This window comes from Methylocapsa aurea, assembly GCF_000746085.1.
GTDB classification, from domain to species: Bacteria; Pseudomonadota; Alphaproteobacteria; order Rhizobiales; family Beijerinckiaceae; genus Methylocapsa; species Methylocapsa aurea.
This window is the reverse complement of the sequence record NZ_KN050804.1, coordinates 272805-297142: the sequence shown is the minus strand read 5'-3', so window position 1 is coordinate 297142 and position 24338 is coordinate 272805. Positions and strand designations below refer to the sequence as shown.

Genomic DNA, 24338 nt, shown 5'->3' with positions numbered 1-24338 from the left:
GCTTGCGCCGTCAATCGCGGCGCAAGTCAGCCCTGCGCCCGCCAACGCTCATTGCGTCTCCAACGCGCCACACGAATTTTGCAGCAGCGGCGAGCCATTTATGTAGAATGCTAATGTAGGGCCACCACCATGGTGGGGGCGCTGCGTCGGTGACCCTCGCAATGTCCGTCACCCATGCATTCGCATTGTTCAGCGGGACCGCGCCCTCGAACGATTCCGACATCGTGCTCAAATCCAGCTTCCAGATGTCGTTGCCGCGCGAGAAGTACAACGTCTGCGGACTTTGGAAACAGAGATTCGTAATTGGACCTTGGCCCAAATGGATTCGCGCCACCGCGCCTGTCACGGCATCCGGGCCCGCTCCGCTGATCTTATAGATGCCGACCTTGCCGCCGATGAAACGGCCGCTCGACAGGTACAAGGCATCGTTGTCTCCAAAGGCAAAATCGCCGGAATAGCTGTAGAAGGTCCAGGCCGGGTTGCATGGGTGCGGAAAGGTCAGTTGAGCGGGATCGATCGTGGTGTAAAGAACGGGGAAATGGGCGCCGCCGGCAGTGGCCTTGAGATAGAAGATATCCACGGGCCGGGGCTTATCGGTCTGGTTGTCGTCCCTGACGGAGCTGAAGTAAATGCGGTCCGCGCCGTTAACGGTCCGGACCCTGACTTTATCGATCCAGGTCGGATGCTCGTAGACTGGCGTCTCGATCTTCAGGCCCAGGGTCTTGCGGATTTCTGGGTAACCTTTGAGCAGCATGAATTCATTGTCGGCGGTGAGCGCAAGCGCCCAAACGTTCTGTGCGCTCTGATGCACTACAAATGGCAGCTGAGACGGATTCGCAGCATCGAATTGGCGGATCGATTCGGATTGGTCGCAAAACGCGAACTTAGTCATGTCTGCCTCAAATTTCCGTTGTTGCTAAAGAATTGTCGCATTCGCAATATTCCGCTCGCTTGTTGGACCGCCGTCGGCGTCGTCGAACGTGAGCATAGCGCAACTCCAAAGAGTGAATTAGCTCATCGCCGAGCAACGGCCCTCCGTCGACGGCAGTTGCTCCGCGCGGCAGTCTCGGCCAACCCAAACGGAGACCGGCGATTCGAATTGGCGGCGATGGCGCGCCCGATGTCCCGTCCGGGCGCATTGGAGACCAAGCGCATCTTCTGGTTTTGATCCAACTCTGATGCTGCAGCCCGCGCGCGACTCCTTGCCTCAAGCGCGCCTGGGGCGTGATAAGCCATAGCGGCGGAAGCGCCGCAACGTGTCCTGTGGCGGCTCTCTTTCGTTCCGCGCGGCTGCGTTCAAGCCGCGGATCGCCTATTGCGGCCGGAGGGGTCGTTAACCGGCTGGTCTCGCGTTGCGCTCGACGCGCAACGAGCCAGATTTCTGATCCAACCTCTTCAGCGTCTTGAAAGCGCGCCTTATTTTCCGTCAATCTGTTGGCCAATAAGCGCGATGGCCCGCTGATAGACCGAAGCGGCGTTCCATGCCTGGATAGCTCCGAAATTGGCTTCGCCGGGCTGGTATCCCGCGCCCGGGCTCCAGCCATGGGCCTTCAGGAAGTTCGCCGTCGAGGACAGCGCATTGGCCGCATTGTCGAGATTTCCGCCGGTGCCGTAGTTCAGGATGTTCTTGGGCAAGAACTGCGTCTGGCCAATCTCGCCATGCATCGAGCCGGGCGAGCTTGCCGAGAGGATTCCGCGATCGATCAATGTCAGGGCTGCGTAGAGCTGGTCCGTGAAATAGGCCGACCGACGGCAATCATAGGCGAGCGTGGCCACAGCCGACAGAGCGTTCTGATTCCCGTGCACGCTCCCAAACCCCGTCTCCATTCCCCAAATGGCCAGGAGCGGCCCCGGCGGAACGCCGTAAGTTTGCTGGATGGATGCGAAGAGGGCCGCATGGGATTGTTTGAGCTTGCGCCCGCGCGCTGCGATAATCGAGCCTCCGCGCTTGGCGAGAAACTGATCCAGCGATAGATGGAAGCTCTTTTGGCCGCGGTCCGCCGAGATGGTCGCCGTCGAATAGTTGGTTCCCAGGAGGGCCGAGACCGCACTGGCGCTGACCCCTCTTCCCCTCGCTTCCTCGGCGAACTGCTTCTTCCAAGCCTCGAAGCCGGCAGCGGTGCTGCCGCATTGCGCGGCGTCCGCTTTGCCGCCCATCCATACAAGCGCCACCAACGCTGCGACGATGACTGTCTTAAGCTGCCGGCCCTTAGTCATTAATAACTCCCCTTACATCTTTGCCTCAGACGAAAAGCTGGTTCGCATTTCCAGCCAAGCTGAGGCGTGATCACCGATTCTCGCGCCATTCAGGATCCGTGCTCTTCACGTCAAAGTCCAGCAGCGCCGCCCGGCTGGACAACCACAAGGGCGTGGGATGTGGAGACGGTTCATCGGATCATAGGGTCGCAGCCGGTCATCCGCCTTAGCCCAGCGTAACGGCGACTCTTGGCGCAACTTGGATGAAAGATTCCCCATAACCGTCCCTCCAGCTTGACGCGGCCCGCCCCCTTCCTGCAAAGCAAGCGCAAAACCCGCGCGACTCAAACCCCAAGGATGCGCATTGCATGGCCGCCGCAATTTCCCCGCTAGCGCCCACATCGTTCCCCGATCTGCCCGGCATCGAGGGCGTGCGCTTTGCTGTCGGCGCGGCTGGAATCCGCTATAAGAACCGCACGGACGTCATGCTGGCCCTGTTCGATAAGGGAACGCAAGTCGCGGGCGTGTTCACCAAATCCAAATGCCCCTCGGCGCCCGTCGATTGGTGCCGCGCCCGGCTGGCAGCGGGGAAGGCCCGCGCTTTGATCGTCAATTCCGGCAACGCCAACGCCTTTACCGGCAAGACTGGGGCGCAGGCGGCCAAATTCACCGCGACGCTCGCCGCCAAGGCCACGGGGGCGCCGGCGGCCGAAATCTTCCTCGCCTCGACCGGCGTCATCGGCGAGCCGCTCGACGCCGCGAAATTCGACGGCATTCTGGAGCGCCTCGCCAAAAAGGCGGCGCCTGGCGGTCTCTTGGAAGCCGCCAAGGCGATCATGACGACCGACACCTATCCGAAGGTCGCGACCGTCAAGACGACCCTCGGCGGCGTCGAGGTGACGCTGGCCGGCATGGCCAAAGGCGCCGGCATGATCGCGCCCGACATGGCGACCATGCTCGCCTTCGTCTTCACCGATGCGCCGATCGCCGCCGCCGCCTTGCAATCCATGCTGGCGAAGGGCGTCCAAGGCTCCTTCAACGCAATCACCATCGACAGCGACACTTCGACTTCCGATACATTGATGTTGTTTGCGACAGGCGCGGCAGAGGCGCGCGGCGCGCCTCGGATCGAAGCCGCCAATGACCGGCGCCTCGGACCCTTCCGCGCCGCGCTCGATGGCCTTCTGCTCGATCTCGCGCATCAGGTCGTGAAAGACGGCGAAGGGGCCCGCAAATTCGTGCAGATCACGGTGGCGGGGGCGGCCTCGCCGGGGGCCGCCAAGAAAATCGCTTTGTCGATCGCCAATTCGCCTCTGGTCAAGACTGCGATCGCCGGGGAGGACGCCAATTGGGGCCGCATCGTCATGGCGGTCGGCAAGGCCGGCGAAAAGGCCGAGCGCGACAAGCTTGCAATCTGGTTCGGCGATGTTCGCGTCGCCCACAAAGGCCTGCGCGATCCCGCCTATGACGAGAAACACGTCTCGCAGATCATGCAGGAGCAAGAAATCGACATTTATGTGGATCTGGGCCTGGGCAAAGGCGCCGCCACGGTCTGGACCTGCGATCTCACCAAGGAATATGTGGCGATCAACGGCGATTATCGCTCATGACCCGTGAGCCATCGCGATGAAGCTGCTGCTCGTCGTCGCCGTCGCGCTGGTTGATGTCGATGGGCGGGTTTTGATCGCGAAGCGGCCCGAAGGCAAGCAACTCGGCGGGTTGTGGGAGTTTCCCGGCGGCAAGGTCGATCCCGGCGAACGGCCGGAGCGCGCCCTCATCCGCGAATTGGAGGAGGAGCTTGGGATTGCGGTTGAAGAGGCCTGCCTCGCCCCGCTCACTTTCGCGAGCTTTCCCTATCCCGACTTCCATCTGCTGATGCCCCTCTATATCTGCCGGCGCTGGACGGGTTTCGTCACAGCCCGGGAGCACCAGGCGCTGAAATGGGTTCGCCCGAGAGAGCTGCGCGCCTATCCGATGCCGCCGGCCGACGCGCCGCTGATTCCAGCCCTCATCGACCTTCTGGGCGGATGATCGCCTGTTTTCCGCCGCCGGACCGGTCTATAAATGCCGGCTGTCGTTGCGCGCGAGGGCTTTCGCTTGGTCCGTTTTGAGAATGTCGGCTTGCGGTATGGGATGGGGGCGGAGATCCTGAAGGACATCACCTTCGCCATCGAGCCTCAGTCGTTTCAATTCCTGACCGGTCCCTCGGGCGCCGGAAAAACCACGCTGCTGCGGCTGATATTGCTGTCGCTGCGGCCGACGCGCGGCTTGATCAGCCTGTTTGGCCGCGACGCTCTGTCTCTCGACAAGGCGACGATCACCGATCTTCGCCGCCGGATCGGCGTGGTGTTTCAGGATTTTCGTCTGCTCGACCATCTGACGACCTATGAGAACGTCGCCCTCCCGCTGCGCGTGCGCGGCAAGGAGGAGGCAAGCTATCGCGCTGAAGTAACCGAGCTTTTGGGCTGGGTTGGGCTCGGCGAGCGCATGCATATCCTGCCGCCGGTGCTCTCTGGCGGCGAGAAGCAGCGCGCCGTGATCGCGCGCGCCTTGATCGTGCGGCCGGAGCTCCTGCTCGCCGACGAGCCGACCGGCAATGTCGATCCGAGCCTGGCGCGCCGGCTGCTCAGGCTGTTTACCGAATTGCACAAATCGGGGACATCCGTCGTCATCGCGACCCATGATCTCGGGCTGATGGATCAGTTCGACGGCGCCCGCCGATTGGTGCTCGGCGACGGACGGCTGCATATTTTTGACTGACCTTAATTCGCGACCCGCGCCATGAGGCGATTGATGAGCATTTTCACAGGCGCGTGGCGGGAGCGGAGCGAGCGGCGCTTGGAGGCGCGGCGCGACATCAGGCCGGACATGGCCTTGGTGCCGGCCTCCTCCATCGCCGGACGGGCGCTGGTCACGGTGATCGCCATCATGACGTTTCTGGCCTCGATCACCGCGGGCGCGGCCATCCTCATCGCCGAGGCTTCGCATGGCTGGCAGGATCAGGTCGCGCGCGAAATGACGATCCAGATCCGGCCGACCGTCGGCCGCGATATCGAGGCGGATGCGGGCAAGGCGGTGGCGATCGCCCAAAAGATGCGAGGCGTCGCTTCCGTGCGCCCTTACACGAAAAGTCAGTCCGAGGCGCTGTTGCAGCCCTGGCTCGGCGCCGGTCTCGATTTGTCCGAATTGCCGGTCCCGCGTCTTATCGTTATTGCGCTTGACCCCGCCGAGCGCCTGGATGTGGGGGCTTTGCGCCGGACGCTCGCCGAATCGATTCCGGGCTCCAGCATCGACGATCACAGGCTCTGGCTGGAGCGCCTCGCGATCATGGCGCGGACCGTCGTCCTCATCGCCGCGGTGATCTTCGCCCTGGTCTTGACGGCGATGATCCTGGCGGTGGCCTTCGCCACGCGCGGCGCAATGGCGGGCAATCGAGAGATCATCGAAATCCTGCATTTCGTCGGCGCCGCCGACGATTTTATCTCGCGCCAGTTCCAGCGTCATTTTTTCCGGCTTGGGCTGCGTGGCGGCGCGATCGGCGGCGGATTGGCGCTTGCCGCCTTCATCGCCGCCGCTGCGCTGTCCTCCTGGTGGCGGGCGACCCCTGGCGGCGATCAGGTGGAGGTGATGTTCGGCGATTTCTCGCTCGGCCTCAACGTCTATGCCGCGATCCTCCTCATCGCCGCTGGCATCGCGCTGGTGACCGCCTTCGTCTCCCGCGTCATCGTGTTCCGGCATTTGCGGGATTTGAATTGAGGCGCGCCCGTCTCCGAAGGACGTTTTCGCTATGAAAAACTTTGTGTTTTGGACGGGCGCCTATAATGGCGGGTTGGCGCTCGCTCTTGCTTTTCCGCCGATCTATCGGGCTTTGGGCCTCAATGTTCCGGCGCCCTTGTGGGGGTGGCTGGTCGGCGGCTTTCTCGCTTTTACCAGCGCGGCGCTGATCCTCTCATCCCGCGATTTGCGCCGCCGCGCCTCAATTGTCTATTGGGAGTCGCTTCTGCGGTATGTCGCCGCGATCCTGCTGATTCCGGCGGGCCTGTTCGGAGACATCGGCTTGATCGCGGCGCCTTTGGGGTTGGGCGATCTCGCGATCGGACTGGTTTATATGTTCGGTCTGCCGAAAGAACTTGGATTGTCGCACCGCGCTTTGTTCTGCGACCGGCTGGAGTGATGCTAAAACGCACCCGTTTCCGTTGTCGTTCTGGCTTGAGAATGCGCGTGCGGTCTCCTTACGTAGCGCGTCGCCTTGGCGAATAGATCAACCGGCGAATTTGACGGAAGGAAGACGGCGCCGTGAGTCCTCGAGACGCCCTGTCGGCCCTTGTCGCAGCTCTGGCGCTGGGCCTCGCGTTTATCGCCATCAAGATCGGCGTCCGCGAGGCGCCTCCGATGCTGCTGACGGCGCTGCGTTTTGCTTTTGCCGCTGTCCCTGCGGTCTTTTTCGTGCCGCCTCCAAAAGCGAAGGCCTGGCTCGTCGCGCTTTATGGGTTGCTGATCGGGGTCGGACAGTTCGGCCTGCTCTTTCTGGCGATTGGGCATGGGATGCCAATCGGACTGGCGTCTCTGGTGATCCAGCTACAGGCTTTCATTACGATCCTTCTTGCATGGATCGCCCTGGGCGAACGGCCAAGCGCGGTGCAAGTGACTGCGGCAAGTCTCGCCCTCTTAGGCATTGTCGTCATCGGTTCGACGCGCCTTGGCGGAGCGAGCCTCTGGCCATTTCTCATGGTGACGGCCGCCGCGCTGTGCTGGGGCGGCGGCAATATCGTGGGCAAGCTGGCGGGTCGAATAGACATGTTCGCTTTCACCATCTGGTCGAGCCTCGCCGCGCCACTGCCGTTGCTGGCGCTCTCGATTTACTTTGATGGGCTGCGAGCGGTCCAAGCGCTTTCTCATCCCAGCTGGGTTCTCGCGCTGTGCGTGGCGGGTCTTGCCTATGGCGCGACGATCCTGGGCTTTGGCCTGTGGAGCCGCCTCCTGGCGCATTATCCGGCGAGCCAGGTTGCGCCTTTCGCATTGCTGATTCCCGTTGTCGGCATGATCTCCGGCTGGCTGTTTTTCTCCGAACCGCTGAGGCCGCTTGAGTTCGTCGGCGCGCTTTTGATCATGGCGGGGTTGAGCTTCAATGTTTTCGGGCAGAGGCTGTTAGCCTACCGCTTCCGCCTGATCGGATGAGGCGATCTGGCTATATCTTCCGTTCAAGCTGAGCTTTGCGAGGTCACGTCGGCTCATGCCCGCTCTATTGGAAAAAGTGCCTTGGCAACCGGACCGCCTGGCTCAATGAAGTTTCGGCTCCGTCCCTCACACCGGCACCCGGACCGTCGCCCGCAAGCCGCCCAACGGACTGTCGGTCAGGCCAATGTCGCCGCCATGCGAGCGGGCGATGTCGAGCGCGATCGCGAGGCCGAGGCCGGTGCCGCCCAGATCCTGGTTGCGCGATTCGTCGAGGCGGAAAAACGGCCGGAACACGTCTTCGCGCGCGCTGGGCGGAATGCCGGGGCCGTCGTCGTCGACATGGATCGTCAAAAAACGCTGGTCGCGGCTGGCTTCGATCGCAATATGTTTGGCGTGGCTCTGCGCATTGCCGATGAGATTGGCGAGGCAGCGCTTGAAGGCGTCCGGCCGGACCGCGACGATCGGATCGCCGGTAAATTCGATTTTCGCGTCATGGCCATTGCGCTCGGCGTCGAGGCGCAGATCCTCGAGAAAATCATGCATGTCGACCTGCGAGGCGCTTTCGCCGGCGTCGCCCCGCGCGAAGGCGAGATAGGCCTCGAGCATCCGCTGCATCTCCTCGACGTCCTTTTGCAGATCCTGGGTTTCGTCGCTTTCGCCCATCAAGGCGAGCGACAGCTTGAACCGGGTGAGGATAGTGCGCAGGTCATGGCTGACGCCATTCAGCATGGCGGTGCGCTGCTCGAAGGCGCGTTCGATGCGCCGCTTCATCTCGATGAAGGCGTTTCCAGCTTGGCGGACCTCGCGCGCGCCGCGCGGCCGGAAATCGGGATCGCGCCCCTTGCCGAAGGCTTCCGCCGCGCCGGCAAGGAGGAGAATCGGCTTGATCTGATTGCGCAAAAAGGCGATGGCGACGATGATCAGGACAAAGGATGCGCCGACCATCCAAAGCAGAAAAATATGCGAATTTGACGCATAGGCCGCGCTGCGATTGGCGACCACCCGCAAGGTCGCGTCATCGAGCTGAATGCGAATCTCGATGAGATTCGAGCGCCCGACCGTATCCAGCCAGAATGGCCGACCGATCTGGCGCCGGATCTCATTCGACAGGGCGGCGTCGACAATGGAGAAGAAGGGCTTGGGCAGCGCCGGCGGCAGCGCGCTCTTGGGTAGGAAATCGGCGTCGATTTTCAGCCGGTCCTGGGCGATCCGCGAGAGGGCGGCGGCGCTGCCTGGCTGCGGATCGGCGCCATAGAGATCGATGAGCGCCGCGATGTCCTGCGTCAGCACGGTTGAAAGCCGGGTCGTGACCAGCTGCCAATGCCGCTCCATGAATACATAGGTGAGCACGCCCTGGAGGATCACCATTGGCGCGATGACGATCAGGGCCGAGCGCGCGTAGAGGCCTTTTGGCAGGATCGCCGCGCCTTTGCGCCAGAGCTCCCGCAACCAGGAGAGGATCTGCTTGATGGCGGCGGGGCGGGACAGGCTCAAGGCGCGACCCCAGCTTGAGCCCTGGCTCACCGGTCGACGAGCAAGCGATAGCCGGCGCCCCGCGCGGTTTGCAGATGCAGCGGATTGGCTGGGTCCCGCTCGATCTTGCGGCGGAGACGGTTGACCTGAACATCGACCGTGCGTTCGTTGCCGGCGGCGCCGGACCCCGCCAGGGCCTCGCGCGGCACCGTCTCGCCGGCGTTTTCAGCCAGAAGCCGCAGCATGTCGCGCTCGCGGTCGGTCAACCGGATGATCTCGTCGCGGCAGCGCAATTCGGCGCGCTCGATATCGAAACTGAAATCGCTGAAGCGCACCACCGTGACCGGTCCTGGCGCCATGCGCGGCTGCGCGCGGCGCAGGATCGAGGCGATGCGCAGCGAAAGTTCGCGCGGTTCGTAGGGCTTGCCGAGATAATCGTCGATGCCGGTCTCAAAGCCGCGCACGCGGTCTTGCGCTTCGGTGCGGGCGGTCAGCATCAAAATCGGAACATGCGCAAGCTCGGATGCGTCCCTTCGCAATCTCGACGCGAAATCGAAGCCATTTTCGCCCGGCATCATGACGTCGAGGACGATGAGATCGAAGGCCAGGCTTTTCAGGCAGGCCATGGCCTCCGCCGCGTCCCCGGCGGTGGTGACGCGATAGCCCTGGTCGGTCAGGAAGCGCGACAGCAAGGCGCGGATGCGCCGATCGTCGTCGACGATCAGAAGATGGGCTGCGTCATCGGCCGGCGCGCCAACCACGGACCCAGCGTTCAGACCAGAAATCACCTTTTTGTTCCCGCATGAGCGGCCGTCCGGTCGGACGCGACCATGGCCGCCACCTTGTCCCGCTCGCCGGCATCGACTATGGCGAGAAGAAAATCGACCGCATCCGAGCGCGCGCCCTCAGGCAGTTGCGCGAAAACGCGGCTGAACCGTTTCGACTGCAACCGCGCGACGTCAAGCGCCAGGGCCTTGCCGCGCGCGGTTGGAAACAATTGGCGCTGGCGCCGGTCGTTCGCGCCAGGATGCGAGACGACGTAGTCCGTGTCGAGCAATTCCTTCAGGACGCGATTGAGGCTCTGCTTCGTGATCTTCAGAATATCCAGCAATTCGGCGATTGTGAGGCCCGGCCGCCGGTTGACGAAATGCAGGACCCGATGGTGCGCCCGGCCCAGGCCGAAGTTCTCAAGGAGCTGATCGGCATCGCCGACAAAATCGCGATAGGCGAAAAACATGAGTTCGATCAGATCGAACCAAGGCTCCCCCCCGGCCGTTCCGTTCGCGTCCGGAACGAGCGGCGCTAGCGCGGCGCAGGGAAGGTCCGCCTTTTTGGAAAGAAATGAGTCCAAGCAAAGGCCCTTATGTCAGCAATATTGACATATTTCAGCAAAATTGTTAGGCGTCAAGGTCTATGCGGCCGCGCCGCGCTCGGTCAACGCCGGATCGATCTTGGCCCTGAATCAATCTTGGCCTCAATCGGTTTTGGTCTGAATAAGTCTTGCGGGAAGGATCTTGCGGCGGCAAGCATTTTGCGGGATTTCAAATCTCCAGCGCCGGTCTAGAGTCCTTTGCGGGATGGTCATGATTGGCCTGTCCTTGTCACGTCGAGGCGGGGCAAAAAGACGGCTTTGAAGCAGGGCCCGGCCGCTCGGCCCGCTTCGATCTGACCGCGGCCCCAACAGAAAGCCCAGGAGGAGCGATCCATGACGGTTTTGTCTTTCGACCAGCGCGACGGCTTTATTTGGATGAATGGGGCTCTCAAAGCCTGGGCGGACGCCAAGCTCCATGTGCTCTCGCACGGGCTCCACTACGCCAGTTGCGTGTTCGAGGGCGAACGGGCCTATGGCGGCCGCATCTTCAAATCGACCGAGCATTCCGAACGTTTCAAGACCTCGGCCGAGCTGCTCGATTTCGAGATTCCCTATTCCGTCGCGGAGCTCGACGCGATCAAGCAGCTCGTCGTCGACAAGAACAATTTTCAGAATTGCTACGTCCGGCCGATCGCCTGGCGCGGCAGCGAAATGATGGCCATTTCGGCGCAGAATTCGACGATCCATGTCGCCATCGCGGTCTGGGACTGGCCGAGCATGTTCGACATCGAGCAAAAGATGAAGGGCATCAAACTCGACATCGCCGAATACCGCCGTCCCGATCCGCAGACCTCGCCCTGCCGCGCCAAGGCAGCCGGACTCTACATGATCTGCACCATCTCGAAACATCGCGCCGAACGGCGCGGCTATGCCGATGCGATGATGCTCGACTGGCAGGGCCGCGTCGCCGAATGCACGGGCGCCAATATTTTCTTCACGTCGGGCGGGGCGATTCACACGCCGATCGCCGATTGCTTCCTTGACGGCATCACGCGGCGCACGGTGATCGATCTCGCCCGGCGGCGCGGCGTCGAAGTGATAGAGCGGCGGATTTTGCCCGAAGAACTGACCGGCTTCGAGGAATGTTTCATCTGCGGCACCGGCGCGGAAGTCACGCCGGTTTCGGAGGTTGGCCCCTATAAATTCACGCCGGGCGCCCTGTCCCGCGCGTTGATCGACGATTATTCCGCCGAGGTCCAGCCCAAGCAGAAAGCCGCTTGACGGAGACGCCCAACCCTGGCGAACTCCGGGGGACGCAACGTGTCCCCCGACCCAATGCCTCCGCTCAACCTAGAACAAAATGCTTTGTTCCGCTCCTGTGAATAGATATTAATTATGCATGGAGCTCCATCAGATCAGGCATTTCGTCGCCGTCGTCGAGACGGGCAGTTTCACCAAAGGCGCGCAGCGCGCGGCGGTCTCGCAGCCCGCGATCTCGGCCAGCATCGCCCGGCTTGAAGCGGAACTCGACGTCAAATTGCTCGACCGGCGGAGTTCGCCGATCGTCCCGACCGCCGCCGGGATGCGTTTGCTCGAGGCGGGCAAGAATATCCTATGCGCCTGCAATAGCGTTAGGGCCGAAATCAAGACAATCGCCGCGCCACAACATCTGAAGCTTGGAATCCTGCAATCTATCTCCAGCTGGCGCGTTTCCAGGCTCTTGAGCTCTTTCCGGCGCGCCAACTCCGGGGTGGCCATCGAGGTGTTCGATGGGACTTGCGAACAATTGCTCGAATTTCTCGATGATCAGCAGCTTGACGCGATCCTTACGATTTTCGATGACGAGGCATTGAAATACGCGAGCCGGGCTCTCTTCAAGGAGCCCTATGTCCTCGCCGTTCCAAAAGAGCATCGCTTCGCGCATCGGCAATCCGTGAAGCTCGCCGAGCTTGACGACGAGCCCTTCATCGTGCGGACCCGATGCGATCGCTACCAGGAGGTCACCAATCTGCTTATTGCGCGCGGCGTGAAGCTGCGCGTCGTCTATCAAACCGATCAAGACGACAGGGCGCTGGCGCTCGTCGCCTCCGGAATCGGCATCTCGCTTTTTCCCGCCCATTTTGATGTGCCGGCGGTCAAGCAGGTGCCCGTGTCGGACCTCGCGCTCGTCCGGACGATTGGCCTTTTGTGGTCTCCCGAACGAGAGGATGGCGACCTCAAGGAATTCATCACATTCGCCGAGAGCCATGCCTGGACGCCATAGAGCCGGATGATTTTGGACGGAATCGCAACGCGATCTCGTCCAAAGTCTTAAATCCGCCTCTCCTCAAAGTGTTAGAGCGTGATGTCGTCCGAAAACCGGTTCCCACTTTTCGGCGTCATGCTCTAGACTAGAGCGCGTCGCGATCGAATGGGCTCCTTCGCTCGAAAACCCCTGAGGGATCGGCCGCGAGGTGATTGCTCTCATGCTGTTTTTGAGGGAGGATCGGGCTGCGCTGCTCGAGTCCGTGCTATGCGGGCGGCGTTCGTCCATGTCCGGGAGGGGGTCCCGCATTGCTCGCCATTCGTCTCGCCAAGATCGGCTGCGCCAGCGCCGTGGCGTTCTATGTGGCGCTGGTCGCCTTTGGCAATGTGTCGGACTATTGGACGAATTTCGCCTTTGTCACGCATGTGCTCGACATGGACCAGATCTTCGCTGGATCCGACATCCGCTGGCGCGCGGTTACCTCGCCGGCGCTTCACCATGCATTCTATATCCTGATCATCGCGGCGGAGATTGTCGTCGCGGGACTGATCGGCCTCGGCGCTTTTGCGATGGCGCGGCGGCTGAAGGCGCCGGCGCAGGCGTTTCACGAGGGCAAGAGCCTGGCGATCGGGGGTCTGACGCTAGGCTTCCTTCTTTATGAGGGGGGCTTTGTCGCTATTGGCGGCGAATGGTTCGGCATGTGGCAGGCGCAAGCGTCCGATGGCGTGCCAAGCGCTTTCCGGGTTCTCATGACCATACTTGGCGTGCTGATTTTCATCTCGCTCAAGGATGAAGAGCTGGCGTGAGGCGTCGAGGGCGCATGCAATTTCGCCAGGGCGTGGCGTTGGGGGGTATGAAATGATCGGGATCTGCCGATGCGGTCCAAGACATGCCGCGAGCCCTGGGTCTGGACATGCGCCGCATGGACAAAGCAATGACCGGCGCTGGGCCTTGTCGCGGCTGCTCGGCGCGGGCCTTGCCGGGGTCGCGCTGATGAATGCGCCGCGTCAGGCCTCGGCGGGGGCGACGCGGATGGCGCCGCTGCCGAGCGATGAGGCTTTCATGCGGTTGGCCATCGCGGAGGCCGCGCTGGCGGATTTTCCCTTCGGCGCGGTTATCGTGCGCGAGGGCGCAGTAGTCTCGACCGGCCGCAATCTGGGCAGGACGACCAATGATCCGACCGCGCATGGCGAAATGGTGGCGATCCGCCGCTTCGTCGCATCGAGGCCAGCCGACGAACTCAAGGGTGCGACTCTCTATACTTCCGGCGAACCCTGTCCCATGTGCATGAGCGCCATCCTGTGGTGCGGCCTCGGCCGGGTGGTCTATGCGGCTTCGATCGAGGAACTCGCGACAAAGCTCGGCCAGATCATGCTGTCGAGCCAGGCGGTCGCGGACGCCGCGCCCTTCGCGAACATCGCCATCACCGGCGGAGTTTTGGCGGACGAGGCCCTGGCGCTATTTCACAACTAGATTGCCGGCGTTCTTGCCGGAGGGCTGGCCGCGCCGCAGAGTCAGTTCGCGCAGCGAATCGTAGATCGGGGCATCGCGCAGCAGGGTTGGAACAAGCATTGCCAGAAAGCACGCTCCCAGCATCGGCAACAACAGGGCGACGCTCGCGGTCATCTCGCAGACAAGCACGATTCCGGTCAGGGGCGCGCGCACGATGCCGGTGAAAAGAGCCGCCATGCCGACGATGGCGAAGCCTTCCGGTTGAATATCGAGATTGGGAAAGGCGAGCTTGCAGGCTTCTCCGAAAAACAGCCCCAGTTGCGCGCCAAGGACGAGCATGGGGGCAAATAGCCCGCCCGGCGCGCCTGCGGCATAGGATGCCGCGCCGAGTCCGAGGCGGAGCAGAAAAACCATCGGAAGGATGGCGATCATCCCTGTCCCGGCGAGGGTCCGCTGCGTGATCTGATCGCCGCCGCCGACGAGATCTGGCGCGAACCAGGCCAGCATCCCGACAGCGGCGCCGATCAGCGCCGCGCGCAGCTCAACCGGCGTTCCGGCGCGCCCTTCAGGGGTCGCGCGTTTTTCTGACGGCAGCCAGTTGGAAATGAGGGCGGCGAATCCGATGGTCAATCCCGTCGCGGCGCCGAGCGCGAAATCGAACCATGCCAGCGCGGCGATGAGGGCGCCGAGCAGAGGCGCGCGCGGCCGCAGGGAAGATGCGCTAAATCGCTCCGCCGCCGCCATCGTTCCAAGCAGGGTGCGATTGTAGAGGATCGCCGCAAGCCCGGCGATCGCGCCAAGGGCGAAGTAGAGCGGCCGCGTCTCGGCGCCGGCATAGGCCAATGTTGGGACGCTGAAGTCCGGCGCGCCGCCAAGAAGCAGGCGGGCGGTCGATATGGCGGCGGCGGCAGCGCCAAGCGCTGCGATCGCGATGCGGGGCTCAAATCGCTTGACCAGTTCCTCAAGCACGAAAATCGCGCCGGCGATCGGGGCCCCGAAGGCGGTGGCGAGTCCCGCGCCAGCGCCGGCGGCGAAAAGCACCCGGTTGTCCGGCCAGCCGCGCCGGAAGATCTTGCCGACAAGATGGGCGATGCTCGCTCCCATCTGCACGCTGGGTCCCTCGCGGCCAAGCGCCAGCCCGGAGCCGATCGCGAACAGTCCGCCGAGGAATTTCACCGGAATCAGACGAAAGGGCGCCTGGGGGAGGTCCCCATTCAGCACGGCTTCGACATGCGGGATGCCGCTCCCCGATGCATAAGGCGCGTATTTGCGGACCAGCCAGGCCGCGAAGGCGACAGAGGCGGCGCAAGTGGCGATGAGGAATAAGAAGCCGGAAAGGCTGTGGCCATGCGCCCAAGCGATTAATCCATTGCGCCAATGGTCCGCCTGCTCCAGCGACAGTCGGAACAGCGCTCCAAGGAGGCCCGATGCTACGCCAACAACTGGCGCAAGAATGGCGAGCGCCAGCAGACTGCCTTCGCCCTCTCGGAAACCGGCGATGGGGGCAGGCTGGTCAACGCTTGCCTGCGCAGCTGTCTCGACGAAAGGCGGCGGCGTGGGGGCGGGAGCGTCGTTTCGATCCTCAAGCAAGTACAGATAGGGCTTCATCGGGACATCGCCGAGCGCCGGCTTGATGGCGGCCCAGCGGATGACTTCCGGTCGCCTCGTCCAGTCGGCGAGGACGGGATCCCGGTCCGTCCATGACGACGCCACTCCGGCGGAAGCGCTGGCTTCGATCAAAGCCAGCTCCGGGCAGAGTCCTTTAGGTGAATTGGCAATGGATTCGACTATGGAGGCGAACAGGCTCGCCGGCAGAAATTGCTCGGCGAGCATCAGCTTGGCGAGGCGCGCCGGATCGATGGCGCCGCCATATCCGCGCTCGGCGGCCACGCGGAGCCGCAACGTCAGCGCATTCAAGAATCTTTTGATCTGCCGTGGGTTTCCCTTCGTTCCGGCGGCCAGCGCGGGAGCGATGTCCTGCGCCATGGCGACGATCTGGCCGCGTCTCTCGATGCTTGCGCCAGGAGCGGCGTCGAAGTCGATCGCCGCGTCCCAGGGCCGGCTGAGCGCGGTCCTGCCGAGGGCGCGCAGCTTTGCGAAGGCGTCGGATGTCTCGCCGAGCTCCGCGCCGAGCAGCAGCAGAGCGGCATAGACCTCGGTCTCGGCCGCTCCGAGCGGTGGGATCCTGAAAGAAGCCTGTAACAGCTTTTCGAGATAGGCGCGGGAATAGGGCTTGGCCGACCCTCCCGCTGGCGCGTCGGGGAACGAGGCGCCGACCGCATTCTCGAGCGCCTGCGCATCGGCGCCGATGATGAAGGCGACCTTGTCCAAGACCGCTAAGAGCCGCACGGCCTCAAGCGTCTCGGCGGCGGCTTTTGGCTGGCAATAATCGAGATCGTCGATAAGCACGACCAGCCGCGCGATCCCAGCCTCGCCGATAAGCGCGGCTAAGGCTTTGCGCAATTCACGGATCTCCTGCGACAGGCCGCGCCCCTCTATCGGGAGCGTTGAGGCATGCGGCGCGTTGCCGCAGCTCACATTAGACAGCTTGAGCCGCGCAATGCAGCCTTGAACCGATTGCGCCGTCTCCGCTGCCTCCGCCTGGTGGCCAAGCTTGTTGGTAAGGCCGACCGCGATGCTTTCAACGAGCGCGGTCCCGGCCTCCTCCGACGCGGACGACAGCCAGCAATTGAAGGAGATGCAGAGAACATCCTGCCGGCTCTCCAAAATTGCCTCGACCATCGCGAGGATGCTCGATTTGCCGGCGCCCCAGGCGCCATGGACGCCGATGGCGATGGAACGGTCCGAGGTCTCGATGATGAGCTGGACGATCGCGCGGGCGATGGCTTCGGCAATGAAGAGGTCGAGCTTGGTCGCGGCGTCGCTCAAGAAGGCGGGCGGGGATGATTTCGCTGCGTCACCCATCAAGCCGCCTCGTCTGGATGCGCACAGGGGAAGCGGCGCAAAGGTCGCCGCCTGCTCCCAACTAAGCCGCGAGGGTAGGGAACTCCTGGCGCGACTGCAAGGCCGGGCGGTCTCAAGCCGGCCCGTCAATCGCCGTTCCAGAGTCCTCGACAAACCGAGCGCATTGGGCTTTAAGAAGCCGGCGCGGCGAAGACCGCCCCAAAAAGAAAGAGGCCGCTTGCGTTGTCACAAGCGGCCCAAGTCTAGGGAGGAAACGCCCAAGGAGGGCATCGGCGGCAACAACGTTGCCGCACTGCAATAATATGCACGTGCGCCGCACAAAAAGCAAGGCCTGCTGACCTATTTTTTTCGAGGCGCATAAGAGAACGTTAAGTCTATGTTTTTATATGATTTCTTGTGTTCTAGCGCGAGCGTTGCCGCGTCGCCCCTGGGTGACTTCTTTCTATCCAGGGCGAACAGATCAGAAACGAATGCAGCGGGATTTCTAAGTCTTCGCCTGTCGTCGGCGAGAAGGGCCCGCCTATGACGGCCGTGGATTTTGCCGCGTTCGTCGAGAAGCTCGCCGACATTGCCGGCGACATGATTCTCCCTTTTTTCCGCACAGCGCTCGGCGCCGAGGATAAGAATGTCGGCGGCATGTTCGATCCGGTCACCGAGGCGGACCATGCGGCCGAGGCGGCGATGCGCCGCCTGATTGAACAAACTTTCCCGCACCATGGCATTATCGGCGAAGAATTCGGCTCGGTTCGAAGCGATGCCGAATATGTTTGGGTTCTCGATCCGATCGATGGCACAAAAAGCTTCATCGCGGGCATGCCGATCTGGGGGAGCCTGATCGGGCTCCTGCACAATGGCGCTCCGACCTATGGCATGATGGTTCAACCCTTCACCAGGGAGCGGTTTATCGGCGATGGCGCGGGCGCGGTCTGGCGCGGTCCCGGCCTCAATCATGCGATTGTCGAACGCAAGCTCGCGACGCGGATCTGTTCGAACCTCTCCAAAGCAACATTGATGACGACGTCGCCGCTGCTCTATTCGGACACGAAGCTTGCAGCCTTCCGGCGCGTCGAGGCCAAGACGCGGCTGTCGCGCTATGGCGGCGATTGTTACGCATTCGCGATGCTCGCCGCGGGTCACGTGGATTGCGTAATCGAATCCGGCCTCAAGACCTATGATATCGCTCCGCTGACGCCGATTATCGAGGGCGCCGGCGGGATCGTGACCGATTGGGACGGCGCCAGCGCGACCGGGGGCGGAGATATCGTCGCTTGCGGCAGCCCCCGGATTCACGACGAGGTGCTGAAGCTGCTGCGCGGGTAAAGCATGATCCCAAAAAGTTGCAGACTTTTTGGACAAGATCATGCGTCGAGAGATGATCCCACAAAGGTGCGGACCTTTTTGGACAGGATCATGCACCGAAACAATGGCCTGAAAAGCGCTCGCTGCGGACTTTTGGGGAGCGAAGCGGCCTTTGCGCAGAAATATCAGCTCATAAAAAAGATCTCTTTCATGTCGCCATGAAAGAGATCCATGAAACCGGGCCTTGGCTTGAGCAGCGTCAGGCTGAGACTTGCTTGCGGCGGGAGGCGCATCCTGCCGCGTCTTGTCTCACTCCAGCGACCGCAAAACCGAGTCGGCCACTTTCTTGGCGTCTCCGAAAAGCATCAAAGTGTTGTTGCGGAAGAACAATTCATTCTCGACGCCGGCGTAGCCGGACCCCATGCCGCGTTTGACGAAGAGCACGGTCTTGGCGTTTTCGACGTCGAGGATCGGCATGCCGTAGATCGGCGAGGTGGGATCGGTCTTGGCGGCCGGGTTGGTGACGTCATTGGCGCCAATGACGAGAGCGACATCGGCTTCCGCGAACTCGGGATTGATTTCCTTGAGTTCGAACACTTCGTCATAAGGCACGTTCGCTTCGGCGAGGAGAACGTTCATATGCCCGGGCATCCGACCGGCGACGGGATGAATCGCATATTTGACGTCGACGCCATCCTTTTTGAGAACGTCGGCGATTTCGCGGACCGCATGCTGCGCCTGAGCGACCGCCAATCCATAGCCTGGCACGATGATCACTTTTTTCGCTTTTTTCAGAATTTTGGCGGCCTCTTCGGGCGAGCCTTGCTTGACAGGGCGCGCCTCGGCCTCGCCGCTCGGCGGCGGAGCGGCGGTTTCACCACCGAAGCCGCCGAGAATGACGGAGATAAAGGAGCGGTTCATTCCCTTGCACATGACATAGGAGAGGATCGCGCCGGAAGAGCCAACAAGGGCGCCGGTGATGATCAGCGCCAGATTGCCGAGAGTGAAGCCGATGGCGGCCGCGGCCCAGCCCGAATAGGAATTCAGCATCGAGATCACGACCGGCATGTCGGCGCCGCCGATCGGGATGATAAGGAGCAGGCCGAGCGCGAAGGATACGAGGACAATCAGCCAGAAAACGAAATGCGATTCGCTCGCCATGAACGCCACGGCGAGGATGGCGAGCAGAACGCCGAGCCCAATGTTGATCGCGTGGCGGCTCGGCAGCAGGATCGGCTTGCCGGACATGCGGCCATCAAGTTTCATGAAGGCGATGATCGAGCCGGTGAAGGTGATAGCGCCGATCGCCGCGCCGAGCGCCATTTCGAAAAGGCTTCCGGCATGCATCGCGCCTGGCGTCCCGAGGCCGAAGGCCTGCGGCGCGTTGAGGGCGCTGGCGGCGACAAAAACGGCGGCCAGACCAACCAAAGCGTGGAACAGCGCGACGAGTTGGGGCATCGCCGTCATCTGGATGGTGCGGGCGCGCCAAACGCCAATGGCGCCGCCGGCGGCGATCCCGAGGATGACCAGGATGAGGGCGAAGAAGCCGGCGGGCAGCTGGTAGGCGAGCGTCGTAACGATCGCTATGCCCATGCCGATTACGCCGTAACGATTGCCTTGCCGCGCGGTTTCCGGCGAGGAGAGGCCGCGCAACGCCAGGATGAAGAGCACGCCTGAAACGAGGTAGAGAAAGGCCGCAAGACTAGCGTTCATCGATTCAGCCCTTCTTCTTAAACATGGAGAGCATCCGCTCGGTGACGAGGAAGCCGCCGAAAATATTGACCGATGCAAGGACGAGCGCGATGAAGCCGTAGAAGCGCGCCGCCCCGGCGCCTTCATCGGCATTGGCGCCGACATCGACGCCTGCCGAGAGCAAGGCGCCGACGACGATGACCGAGGAGATCGCATTGGTGACCGACATCAGCGGCGTGTGCAGCGAGGGCGTCACCGACCAGACCACGTAATAGCCGACGAACACGGCGAGGACGAAGATCGCCAGCCGGAAAACAAATGGATCGATGGCGCCGCCGCTCAGCGCCGACGCGCTTGCGGCGATTTCATCGGCGTAAGCTTGCGCGGCGTCGGCCGCCTGGCGCGCAGCCGTTGCCGCCGCCTTCAGCTTTTCCAGCGCTTGTAGGTCGATTTCGGTTGCCATCTCGTCCCCTCCTCCTTGGACTTCTGGTTGGTAGTGACCCCGGATCAGCTCGCCGCTTGGAAGCTTGGATGCGCGAGCGCGCTTTCCTTGGTGAGCAAGGTCGCCTTGACGAGTTCATCATCCCATTTGATCGCAAGCGAATGGCTCTGCGGATCGATCAGGGTCTCGACGAATTCCAAAAGGTTCTTGGCGTAAAGCGCCGAAGCGCTCGCGGCCAGGCGGCCGGCGAGATTCAGATGGCCGACGATCTTGACCCAGTTTTCCGTGACGATCGTTTTGCCGGGCTCCGCCAATTCGCAATTGCCGCCGCGCTCGACCGCCAGATCGACGATGACCGAGCCGGGCCGCATCGAATGGACCATATCGGCCGTGATGAGAACGGGCGCCGGGCGTCCGGGAATGAGCGCGGTCGTAATGACGATGTCCTGGGCGGCGATGTGAGAGGCCGTCAGCGCCGCCTGTTTCGCCTTGTATTCGGGCGACATTTCCTTGGCGTAGCCCGCCGCCGTCTCGGCCTGTTTGAATTCTTCGTCCTCGACCGCGATGAATTTCGCGCCTAGCGACAAGACCTGCTCTTTCGTCGCTGGCCTGACATCGGTCGCCGTCACGATGGCGCCGAGCCTGCGGGCGGTGGCGATCGCCTGCAACCCGGCGACGCCGACGCCCATGATGAAGATTTTTGCTGGGGGAATGGTGCCCGCCGCCGTCGTCATCATCGGGATGGCGCGACCATATTCGGCGGCTGCGTCAATGACCGCCCGATAGCCGGCGAGATTGGCCTGGCTCGATAGGACGTCCATCGCTTGCGCGCGCGTGATGCGCGGCATCAGTTCCATGCCGAATGCGCAAACGCCTTCCGCAGCCAAGGATTGCAGCTCGGACACATAATCATAGGGGTCCATGATCGCGATGACCGCGGCGCCTTGCTTTGCGCCGGCGATTTCGCTCGCAAGCGGCCGCCGGACCCGCAAGACAATATCGGCGTCGCGCACGGTCGAAGCGGCTTCGGGCTCGATTTTTGCTCCCGCTTGCGCATAGTCTTCGTCGGCGATGCCGGATCGCTCTCCAGCCCCGGCTTCAACGGCGACTTCCGCGCCAAGGCCAATGTATTTCTTTACGGTCTCGGCGGTCGCGGCGACGCGGCTCTCATCAGGATCGGTTTCGGCGAGGACGGCGATGCGCATAGAAAACTCCGAAATTTCATCGAGTTTCTGATCCGGATTGGTCTTGCCGGCTCAGCCCCGGAGCGGGGCCGATTCCGGCGAACGCATTCCCATGCGCCCTGGTCAGATCGTGACCAACGCCAGCAATATGAGGATACCGATAGCGCCGATGGCGCTGTATTTGATAAGCTTCAGGAAAAGCTGGTAGGTCTTTTCGTGTTCGTCATAATCCATCGCGGGATGACCCGCGGGGTGAGCGTGATCTTCGGCCATGGCGCGCCTCTCTAGCGGAGTTTAGATTGAGCAACCTTTCGCAATGATTCTCCTACCACGCAAGGGGGCGGCGACACAAAGTGCTAAATTCTTGTGCGGAGGCGGCATGTCAAGAAAGCGCCGCGGCGGCGTGCAGCGGGGGCTCATGCTGGTCGCTTGAGGCCGGCGGCGCCGAGCGCGGCGGCTTGGCGTTCGTTTAGGGCGTCTTCCTGGAATTTGCCGATCGCTTCATTGAACAATCGGTAAAAATTGAGCCGGGCGTTGAGATGAAGAAAGGCGCCGCCAAGCCCGATCGCCGCCCGATCCATGAACACGAATTCGCGCGGCACGCGAACCGGTCCTCTCCGCTTCAGCGCTTGATGCACCCGAAACGCTTCCTTGCGGCCATAATGTCCAGGCGCGACGCCATCGGCGACCGTGCGCAAGCGGTCATCAAGCAAGGGGCCATAGATGAAGCGCGCCCAAATGTTCAAAATTTCGGCGAGTTCCTTGGTGAGGCCGTGAAATCCCCAGGTCTCATAGGCGTGGAAGGTGCGGTCGAAATCATTGTGCAATAATCCTTCATAGAGATCGACGACGCCACCAACGAATTTCGCCGTAAAGATCCGGACGCAGCCATAGTCGAGAAGGTTGATGCCGTAGGCCGCCATACCGCCAGAACCCTGGCTCGGCTCGCCGAAGACGGTGTAATTGCCGAGGTGCGGATCGCCGTGGATGACGCCAAACTGGCTGAAGGGGACCCACCAAGCCTTGAACATGGCGCCCGCGATGCGGTTGCGCGAAGCTTCGTCCGCGCCAACAAATTTCAGCAGCTTTTGGCCTTCGAGCCAGTCCATCGTCAACAGCCGCCCGGTCGAGAGGTCTTGCCGCACGCGCGGCACGCGGACGGCGTCGATTTTATTCAGCATGCCTTGATAGAGCGCGGCATGTTTGGCTTCGCGCTCATAATCGAGCTCCTCGCGCACGCGGTCGCTGATTTCCTGGGTTATTTCGCGCGTGTCGATGATTGGGTTGAGGCGCCGGTGCAGGGCGAACAGGACGTCAAGTTGGGTGAGATCGGCTTCGACGGCCGATCGCATATCGGGATACTGCAATTTGCAGGCGACATCCGCGCCATCCTTGGCGATCGCGCGATGCACCTGGCCCAGCGAAGCCGCCGCCGCCGGATGATAATCGAATGCGTCGAAACGGGAGAGCCAATTTGGTCCGAGCTCCGCCTGCATCCGCCGCTTAACGAAGGCCGCGCCCATCGCAGGAGCTTCGCATTGCAGCTTCTGCAATTCCTCGACATATTCCGGCGGCAGCAGGTCGGGGATGGTCGACATCATCTGGGCGACCTTCATCATCGGTCCCTTCAGACCGCCGAGCGCTTGCGTCAAGGCCGCCGCATGCGCCGCATCGGCTCCTCGCGCGCCGAAAAGGCGGGCGCCGGCGATCCGCGCAGCAACGCCGCCGACATTCGCGCCGACGCGGGCATAACGCGCGGCGCGGGCGGAAAAGCGATTGGCTTCATCGTCTTTCATGAAATCTTGCTCAATCCGATCAAGCGGGACGCCAGCGGCGTGCGATTTGGGACGGGATTATCGGTTAGCCAAGATTGCGTCCACGATCTAACGCGATCTCGCTTGGAGCGCGCCGCGAGAGAGTCGCTCGCATTGCGACTGGGCCGTCGCTGGCGAAGCCGTCGGCGCGCTTGTCGGCGGAGGCATCCACTAATCGGGAGAAGGCATTAGGCTAAAATGAGCGCGAAAGGCCGCCGCCATTTAGCCCTGCGCCTTGAATTGGGTTGGGAGGAAAGAGTTTTCAAGACGATCTTAATTCAGCCTCGGCAAAGGCCGGGAGCTCGGCAAGGGTCACCTTGACCCGCACGGCATCGGCTCCTTCCGCGATTTCCGTCTTGAAGCCGAGTTCTTGCGCCATTTGCAGCATCGCAAAATTATCGCGCAATATGTCGCCGGTGACGGCTTCGAGGCCGCGTTGGCGCGCGCATTGCAGAATTTCCGTCATCAGTCGATATCCGAGGCCATGCTGCTTGAGGTCTGAGCGCACCATGATGTCGAATTCGGCGGTATCCAGCGCGTTGGGATCCTGAACGATATGAACGGCGCCGAGGATTTCCTCCGGCGTCTGCCCGGGGAGCGTCGTCGCCACCAGGGCCACTTCCGTCTTCGGGTCGAGATGGGCCAGGCGTTTTGCCATATGGCCGGCAAAATCATGCATCGCGCCGAAGCAGCGATAGTGAATATCCTCCGGCGAGGCCTGCGCAAACATGGCCCGGAGACGCGCTTCATCGTCGCGCCGGACGCTGCGCAGGATGATATGTGCGCCTTCCCGGAGAGCAATCTCGCGATCCGGCATGAGGGGGTCTGCTTGCAGGTTCATGACGTCGCCATTTGCCAGTGGTGATGCCGCGCCATGGCCAGGAGCGGGGAGCCTAGGACGGCGAAGGGTTCAATGTGGATCGGCTCTGATTCTTCGATCTTGGCCCGATCGATGAATGAAATATCTGATCGGCGCGCTTCTGAGCCTAGCGCTTCAGGGCTAATCGATCATGCCCTTGTGAGCTTCCTTATAGCGCATGGATGAGCCCAATCTTGTCCAAAAACGATGTAAATTATTTGACAGGATGGAGCGCCGGAGGATTTTTCAGTTTCGGGGGAGCGCGGC

The 24338-nt window shown here is 62.3% G+C and carries 23 protein-coding genes; 11 read left to right on the top strand and 12 right to left on the bottom strand.

Translation table 11 applies throughout. The features are described from left to right. Positions 1 to 10: 10 nt before the first annotated feature. Positions 11 to 892 carry a hypothetical protein gene (locus tag DL86_RS16585; protein WP_156964716.1) on the bottom strand — a complete coding sequence of 294 codons (882 nt, stop codon included), beginning with the start codon at positions 890 to 892 and terminating at the stop codon, positions 11 to 13. A gap of 524 nt (positions 893 to 1416) precedes the next feature. Beyond that, positions 1417 to 2217 carry a lytic murein transglycosylase gene (locus DL86_RS16575; protein WP_036263666.1) on the bottom strand — a complete coding sequence of 267 codons (801 nt, stop codon included), beginning with the start codon at positions 2215 to 2217 and terminating at the stop codon, positions 1417 to 1419. 347 nt (positions 2218 to 2564) lie between these two features. Between DL86_RS16575 and argJ the strand changes: the two genes are divergently transcribed. The 6 genes from argJ to DL86_RS16545 all read left to right on the top strand — a co-directional run bounded on the left by argJ (position 2565) and on the right by DL86_RS16545 (position 7374). Further along, positions 2565 to 3806 carry a bifunctional glutamate N-acetyltransferase/amino-acid acetyltransferase ArgJ gene (argJ, locus tag DL86_RS16570; protein WP_036263663.1) on the top strand — a complete coding sequence of 414 codons (1242 nt, stop codon included), beginning with the start codon at positions 2565 to 2567 and terminating at the stop codon, positions 3804 to 3806. A 16-nt stretch (positions 3807 to 3822) separates the two neighbouring features. Then, a complete protein-coding gene (locus DL86_RS16565; protein WP_036263661.1) occupies positions 3823 to 4227 on the top strand; it encodes a (deoxy)nucleoside triphosphate pyrophosphohydrolase in 405 nt (134 codons plus the stop codon). A 66-nt stretch (positions 4228 to 4293) separates the two neighbouring features. Then, entirely contained in the window at positions 4294 to 4956 is a 663-nt protein-coding gene (gene ftsE / locus DL86_RS16560) for a cell division ATP-binding protein FtsE (protein WP_036264040.1), read from the top strand. A 33-nt stretch (positions 4957 to 4989) separates the two neighbouring features. Continuing rightward, positions 4990 to 5952 carry a cell division protein FtsX gene (locus DL86_RS16555; protein ID WP_036264037.1) on the top strand — a complete coding sequence of 321 codons (963 nt, stop codon included), beginning with the start codon at positions 4990 to 4992 and terminating at the stop codon, positions 5950 to 5952. 31 nt (positions 5953 to 5983) lie between these two features. Next, the gene (locus tag DL86_RS16550; RefSeq protein ID WP_036263658.1) at positions 5984 to 6370 is read left to right on the top strand and encodes a hypothetical protein; all 387 of its coding nucleotides are present in this window, start codon (positions 5984 to 5986) and stop codon (positions 6368 to 6370) included. A gap of 122 nt (positions 6371 to 6492) precedes the next feature. Continuing rightward, positions 6493 to 7374 (top strand): EamA family transporter, encoded by an 882-nt coding sequence (locus tag DL86_RS16545; protein ID WP_036263656.1) that lies wholly within the window; start codon positions 6493 to 6495, stop codon positions 7372 to 7374. Positions 7375 to 7500: 126 nt separating this feature from the next. Here DL86_RS16545 and DL86_RS16540 read toward each other — a convergent pair whose 3' ends face one another. The 3 genes from DL86_RS16540 to DL86_RS16530 are packed head-to-tail and all read right to left on the bottom strand — an operon-like array spanning position 7501 to position 10198. Beyond that, positions 7501 to 8844 (bottom strand): ATP-binding protein, encoded by a 1344-nt coding sequence (locus tag DL86_RS16540; protein ID WP_245276421.1) that lies wholly within the window; start codon positions 8842 to 8844, stop codon positions 7501 to 7503. 50 nt (positions 8845 to 8894) lie between these two features. Continuing rightward, positions 8895 to 9635 carry a response regulator transcription factor gene (locus DL86_RS16535; RefSeq protein WP_051953613.1) on the bottom strand — a complete coding sequence of 247 codons (741 nt, stop codon included), beginning with the start codon at positions 9633 to 9635 and terminating at the stop codon, positions 8895 to 8897. Beyond that, positions 9632 to 10198, bottom strand: a complete 567-nt coding sequence (locus DL86_RS16530; protein WP_051953611.1) for a MarR family winged helix-turn-helix transcriptional regulator — start codon at positions 10196 to 10198, stop codon at positions 9632 to 9634. The genes DL86_RS16535 and DL86_RS16530 overlap by 4 nt, the downstream gene beginning before the upstream one ends. Positions 10199 to 10552: 354 nt before the next feature. Between DL86_RS16530 and DL86_RS16520 the strand changes: the two genes are divergently transcribed. The 4 genes from DL86_RS16520 (at position 10553) to DL86_RS16505 (ending at position 13877) form a co-directional block, all read left to right on the top strand. Further along, positions 10553 to 11440, top strand: coding sequence for a branched-chain amino acid aminotransferase (locus DL86_RS16520; protein WP_036263650.1), 888 nt, complete (start codon positions 10553 to 10555; stop codon positions 11438 to 11440). Positions 11441 to 11558: 118 nt separating this feature from the next. Beyond that, positions 11559 to 12422, top strand: a complete 864-nt coding sequence (locus DL86_RS16515; RefSeq protein WP_051953609.1) for a LysR family transcriptional regulator — start codon at positions 11559 to 11561, stop codon at positions 12420 to 12422. A gap of 290 nt (positions 12423 to 12712) precedes the next feature. Continuing rightward, positions 12713 to 13210, top strand: a complete 498-nt coding sequence (locus tag DL86_RS16510; protein ID WP_036263647.1) for a DUF2165 family protein — start codon at positions 12713 to 12715, stop codon at positions 13208 to 13210. Positions 13211 to 13262: 52 nt separating this feature from the next. Continuing rightward, on the top strand, positions 13263 to 13877 hold the full coding sequence (locus DL86_RS16505) for a nucleoside deaminase (protein ID WP_245276408.1): 615 nt from the start codon (positions 13263 to 13265) through the stop codon (positions 13875 to 13877). On the opposite strand, the gene DL86_RS19500 is transcribed toward DL86_RS16505, so the two are convergent. Then, positions 13863 to 16781: a chloride channel protein gene (locus DL86_RS19500; RefSeq protein WP_084572982.1), complete on the bottom strand. Its 2919-nt coding sequence runs from the start codon at positions 16779 to 16781 to the stop codon at positions 13863 to 13865. The two genes, DL86_RS16505 and DL86_RS19500, sit on opposite strands and share 15 nt — an antisense overlap. Positions 16782 to 17303: 522 nt before the next feature. Between DL86_RS19500 and hisN the strand changes: the two genes are divergently transcribed. Then, positions 17304 to 18101 (top strand): histidinol-phosphatase, encoded by a 798-nt coding sequence (gene hisN, locus DL86_RS16490; protein ID WP_036263646.1) that lies wholly within the window; start codon positions 17304 to 17306, stop codon positions 18099 to 18101. 288 nt (positions 18102 to 18389) lie between these two features. On the opposite strand, the gene DL86_RS16485 is transcribed toward hisN, so the two are convergent. From DL86_RS16485 to DL86_RS16465, 6 genes are all read right to left on the bottom strand, one after another. Beyond that, the gene (locus DL86_RS16485) at positions 18390 to 19793 is read right to left on the bottom strand and encodes an NAD(P)(+) transhydrogenase (Re/Si-specific) subunit beta (protein ID WP_036263645.1); all 1404 of its coding nucleotides are present in this window, start codon (positions 19791 to 19793) and stop codon (positions 18390 to 18392) included. 4 nt (positions 19794 to 19797) lie between these two features. Further along, entirely contained in the window at positions 19798 to 20235 is a 438-nt protein-coding gene (locus DL86_RS16480) for a proton-translocating transhydrogenase family protein (RefSeq protein ID WP_036263644.1), read from the bottom strand. 44 nt (positions 20236 to 20279) lie between these two features. Then, positions 20280 to 21419 carry a Re/Si-specific NAD(P)(+) transhydrogenase subunit alpha gene (locus DL86_RS16475; RefSeq protein ID WP_036263643.1) on the bottom strand — a complete coding sequence of 380 codons (1140 nt, stop codon included), beginning with the start codon at positions 21417 to 21419 and terminating at the stop codon, positions 20280 to 20282. Positions 21420 to 21521: 102 nt separating this feature from the next. Further along, a complete protein-coding gene (locus DL86_RS19495) occupies positions 21522 to 21671 on the bottom strand; it encodes an aa3-type cytochrome c oxidase subunit IV (protein ID WP_084572981.1) in 150 nt (49 codons plus the stop codon). 143 nt (positions 21672 to 21814) lie between these two features. Further along, a complete protein-coding gene (locus tag DL86_RS16470) occupies positions 21815 to 23194 on the bottom strand; it encodes an ABC1 kinase family protein (RefSeq protein ID WP_036263641.1) in 1380 nt (459 codons plus the stop codon). 280 nt (positions 23195 to 23474) lie between these two features. Next, complete coding sequence (locus tag DL86_RS16465) at positions 23475 to 24053, bottom strand: GNAT family N-acetyltransferase (protein WP_084572980.1); 579 nt, start codon at positions 24051 to 24053, stop codon at positions 23475 to 23477. Between the last annotated feature and the right edge of the window lie 285 nt (positions 24054 to 24338).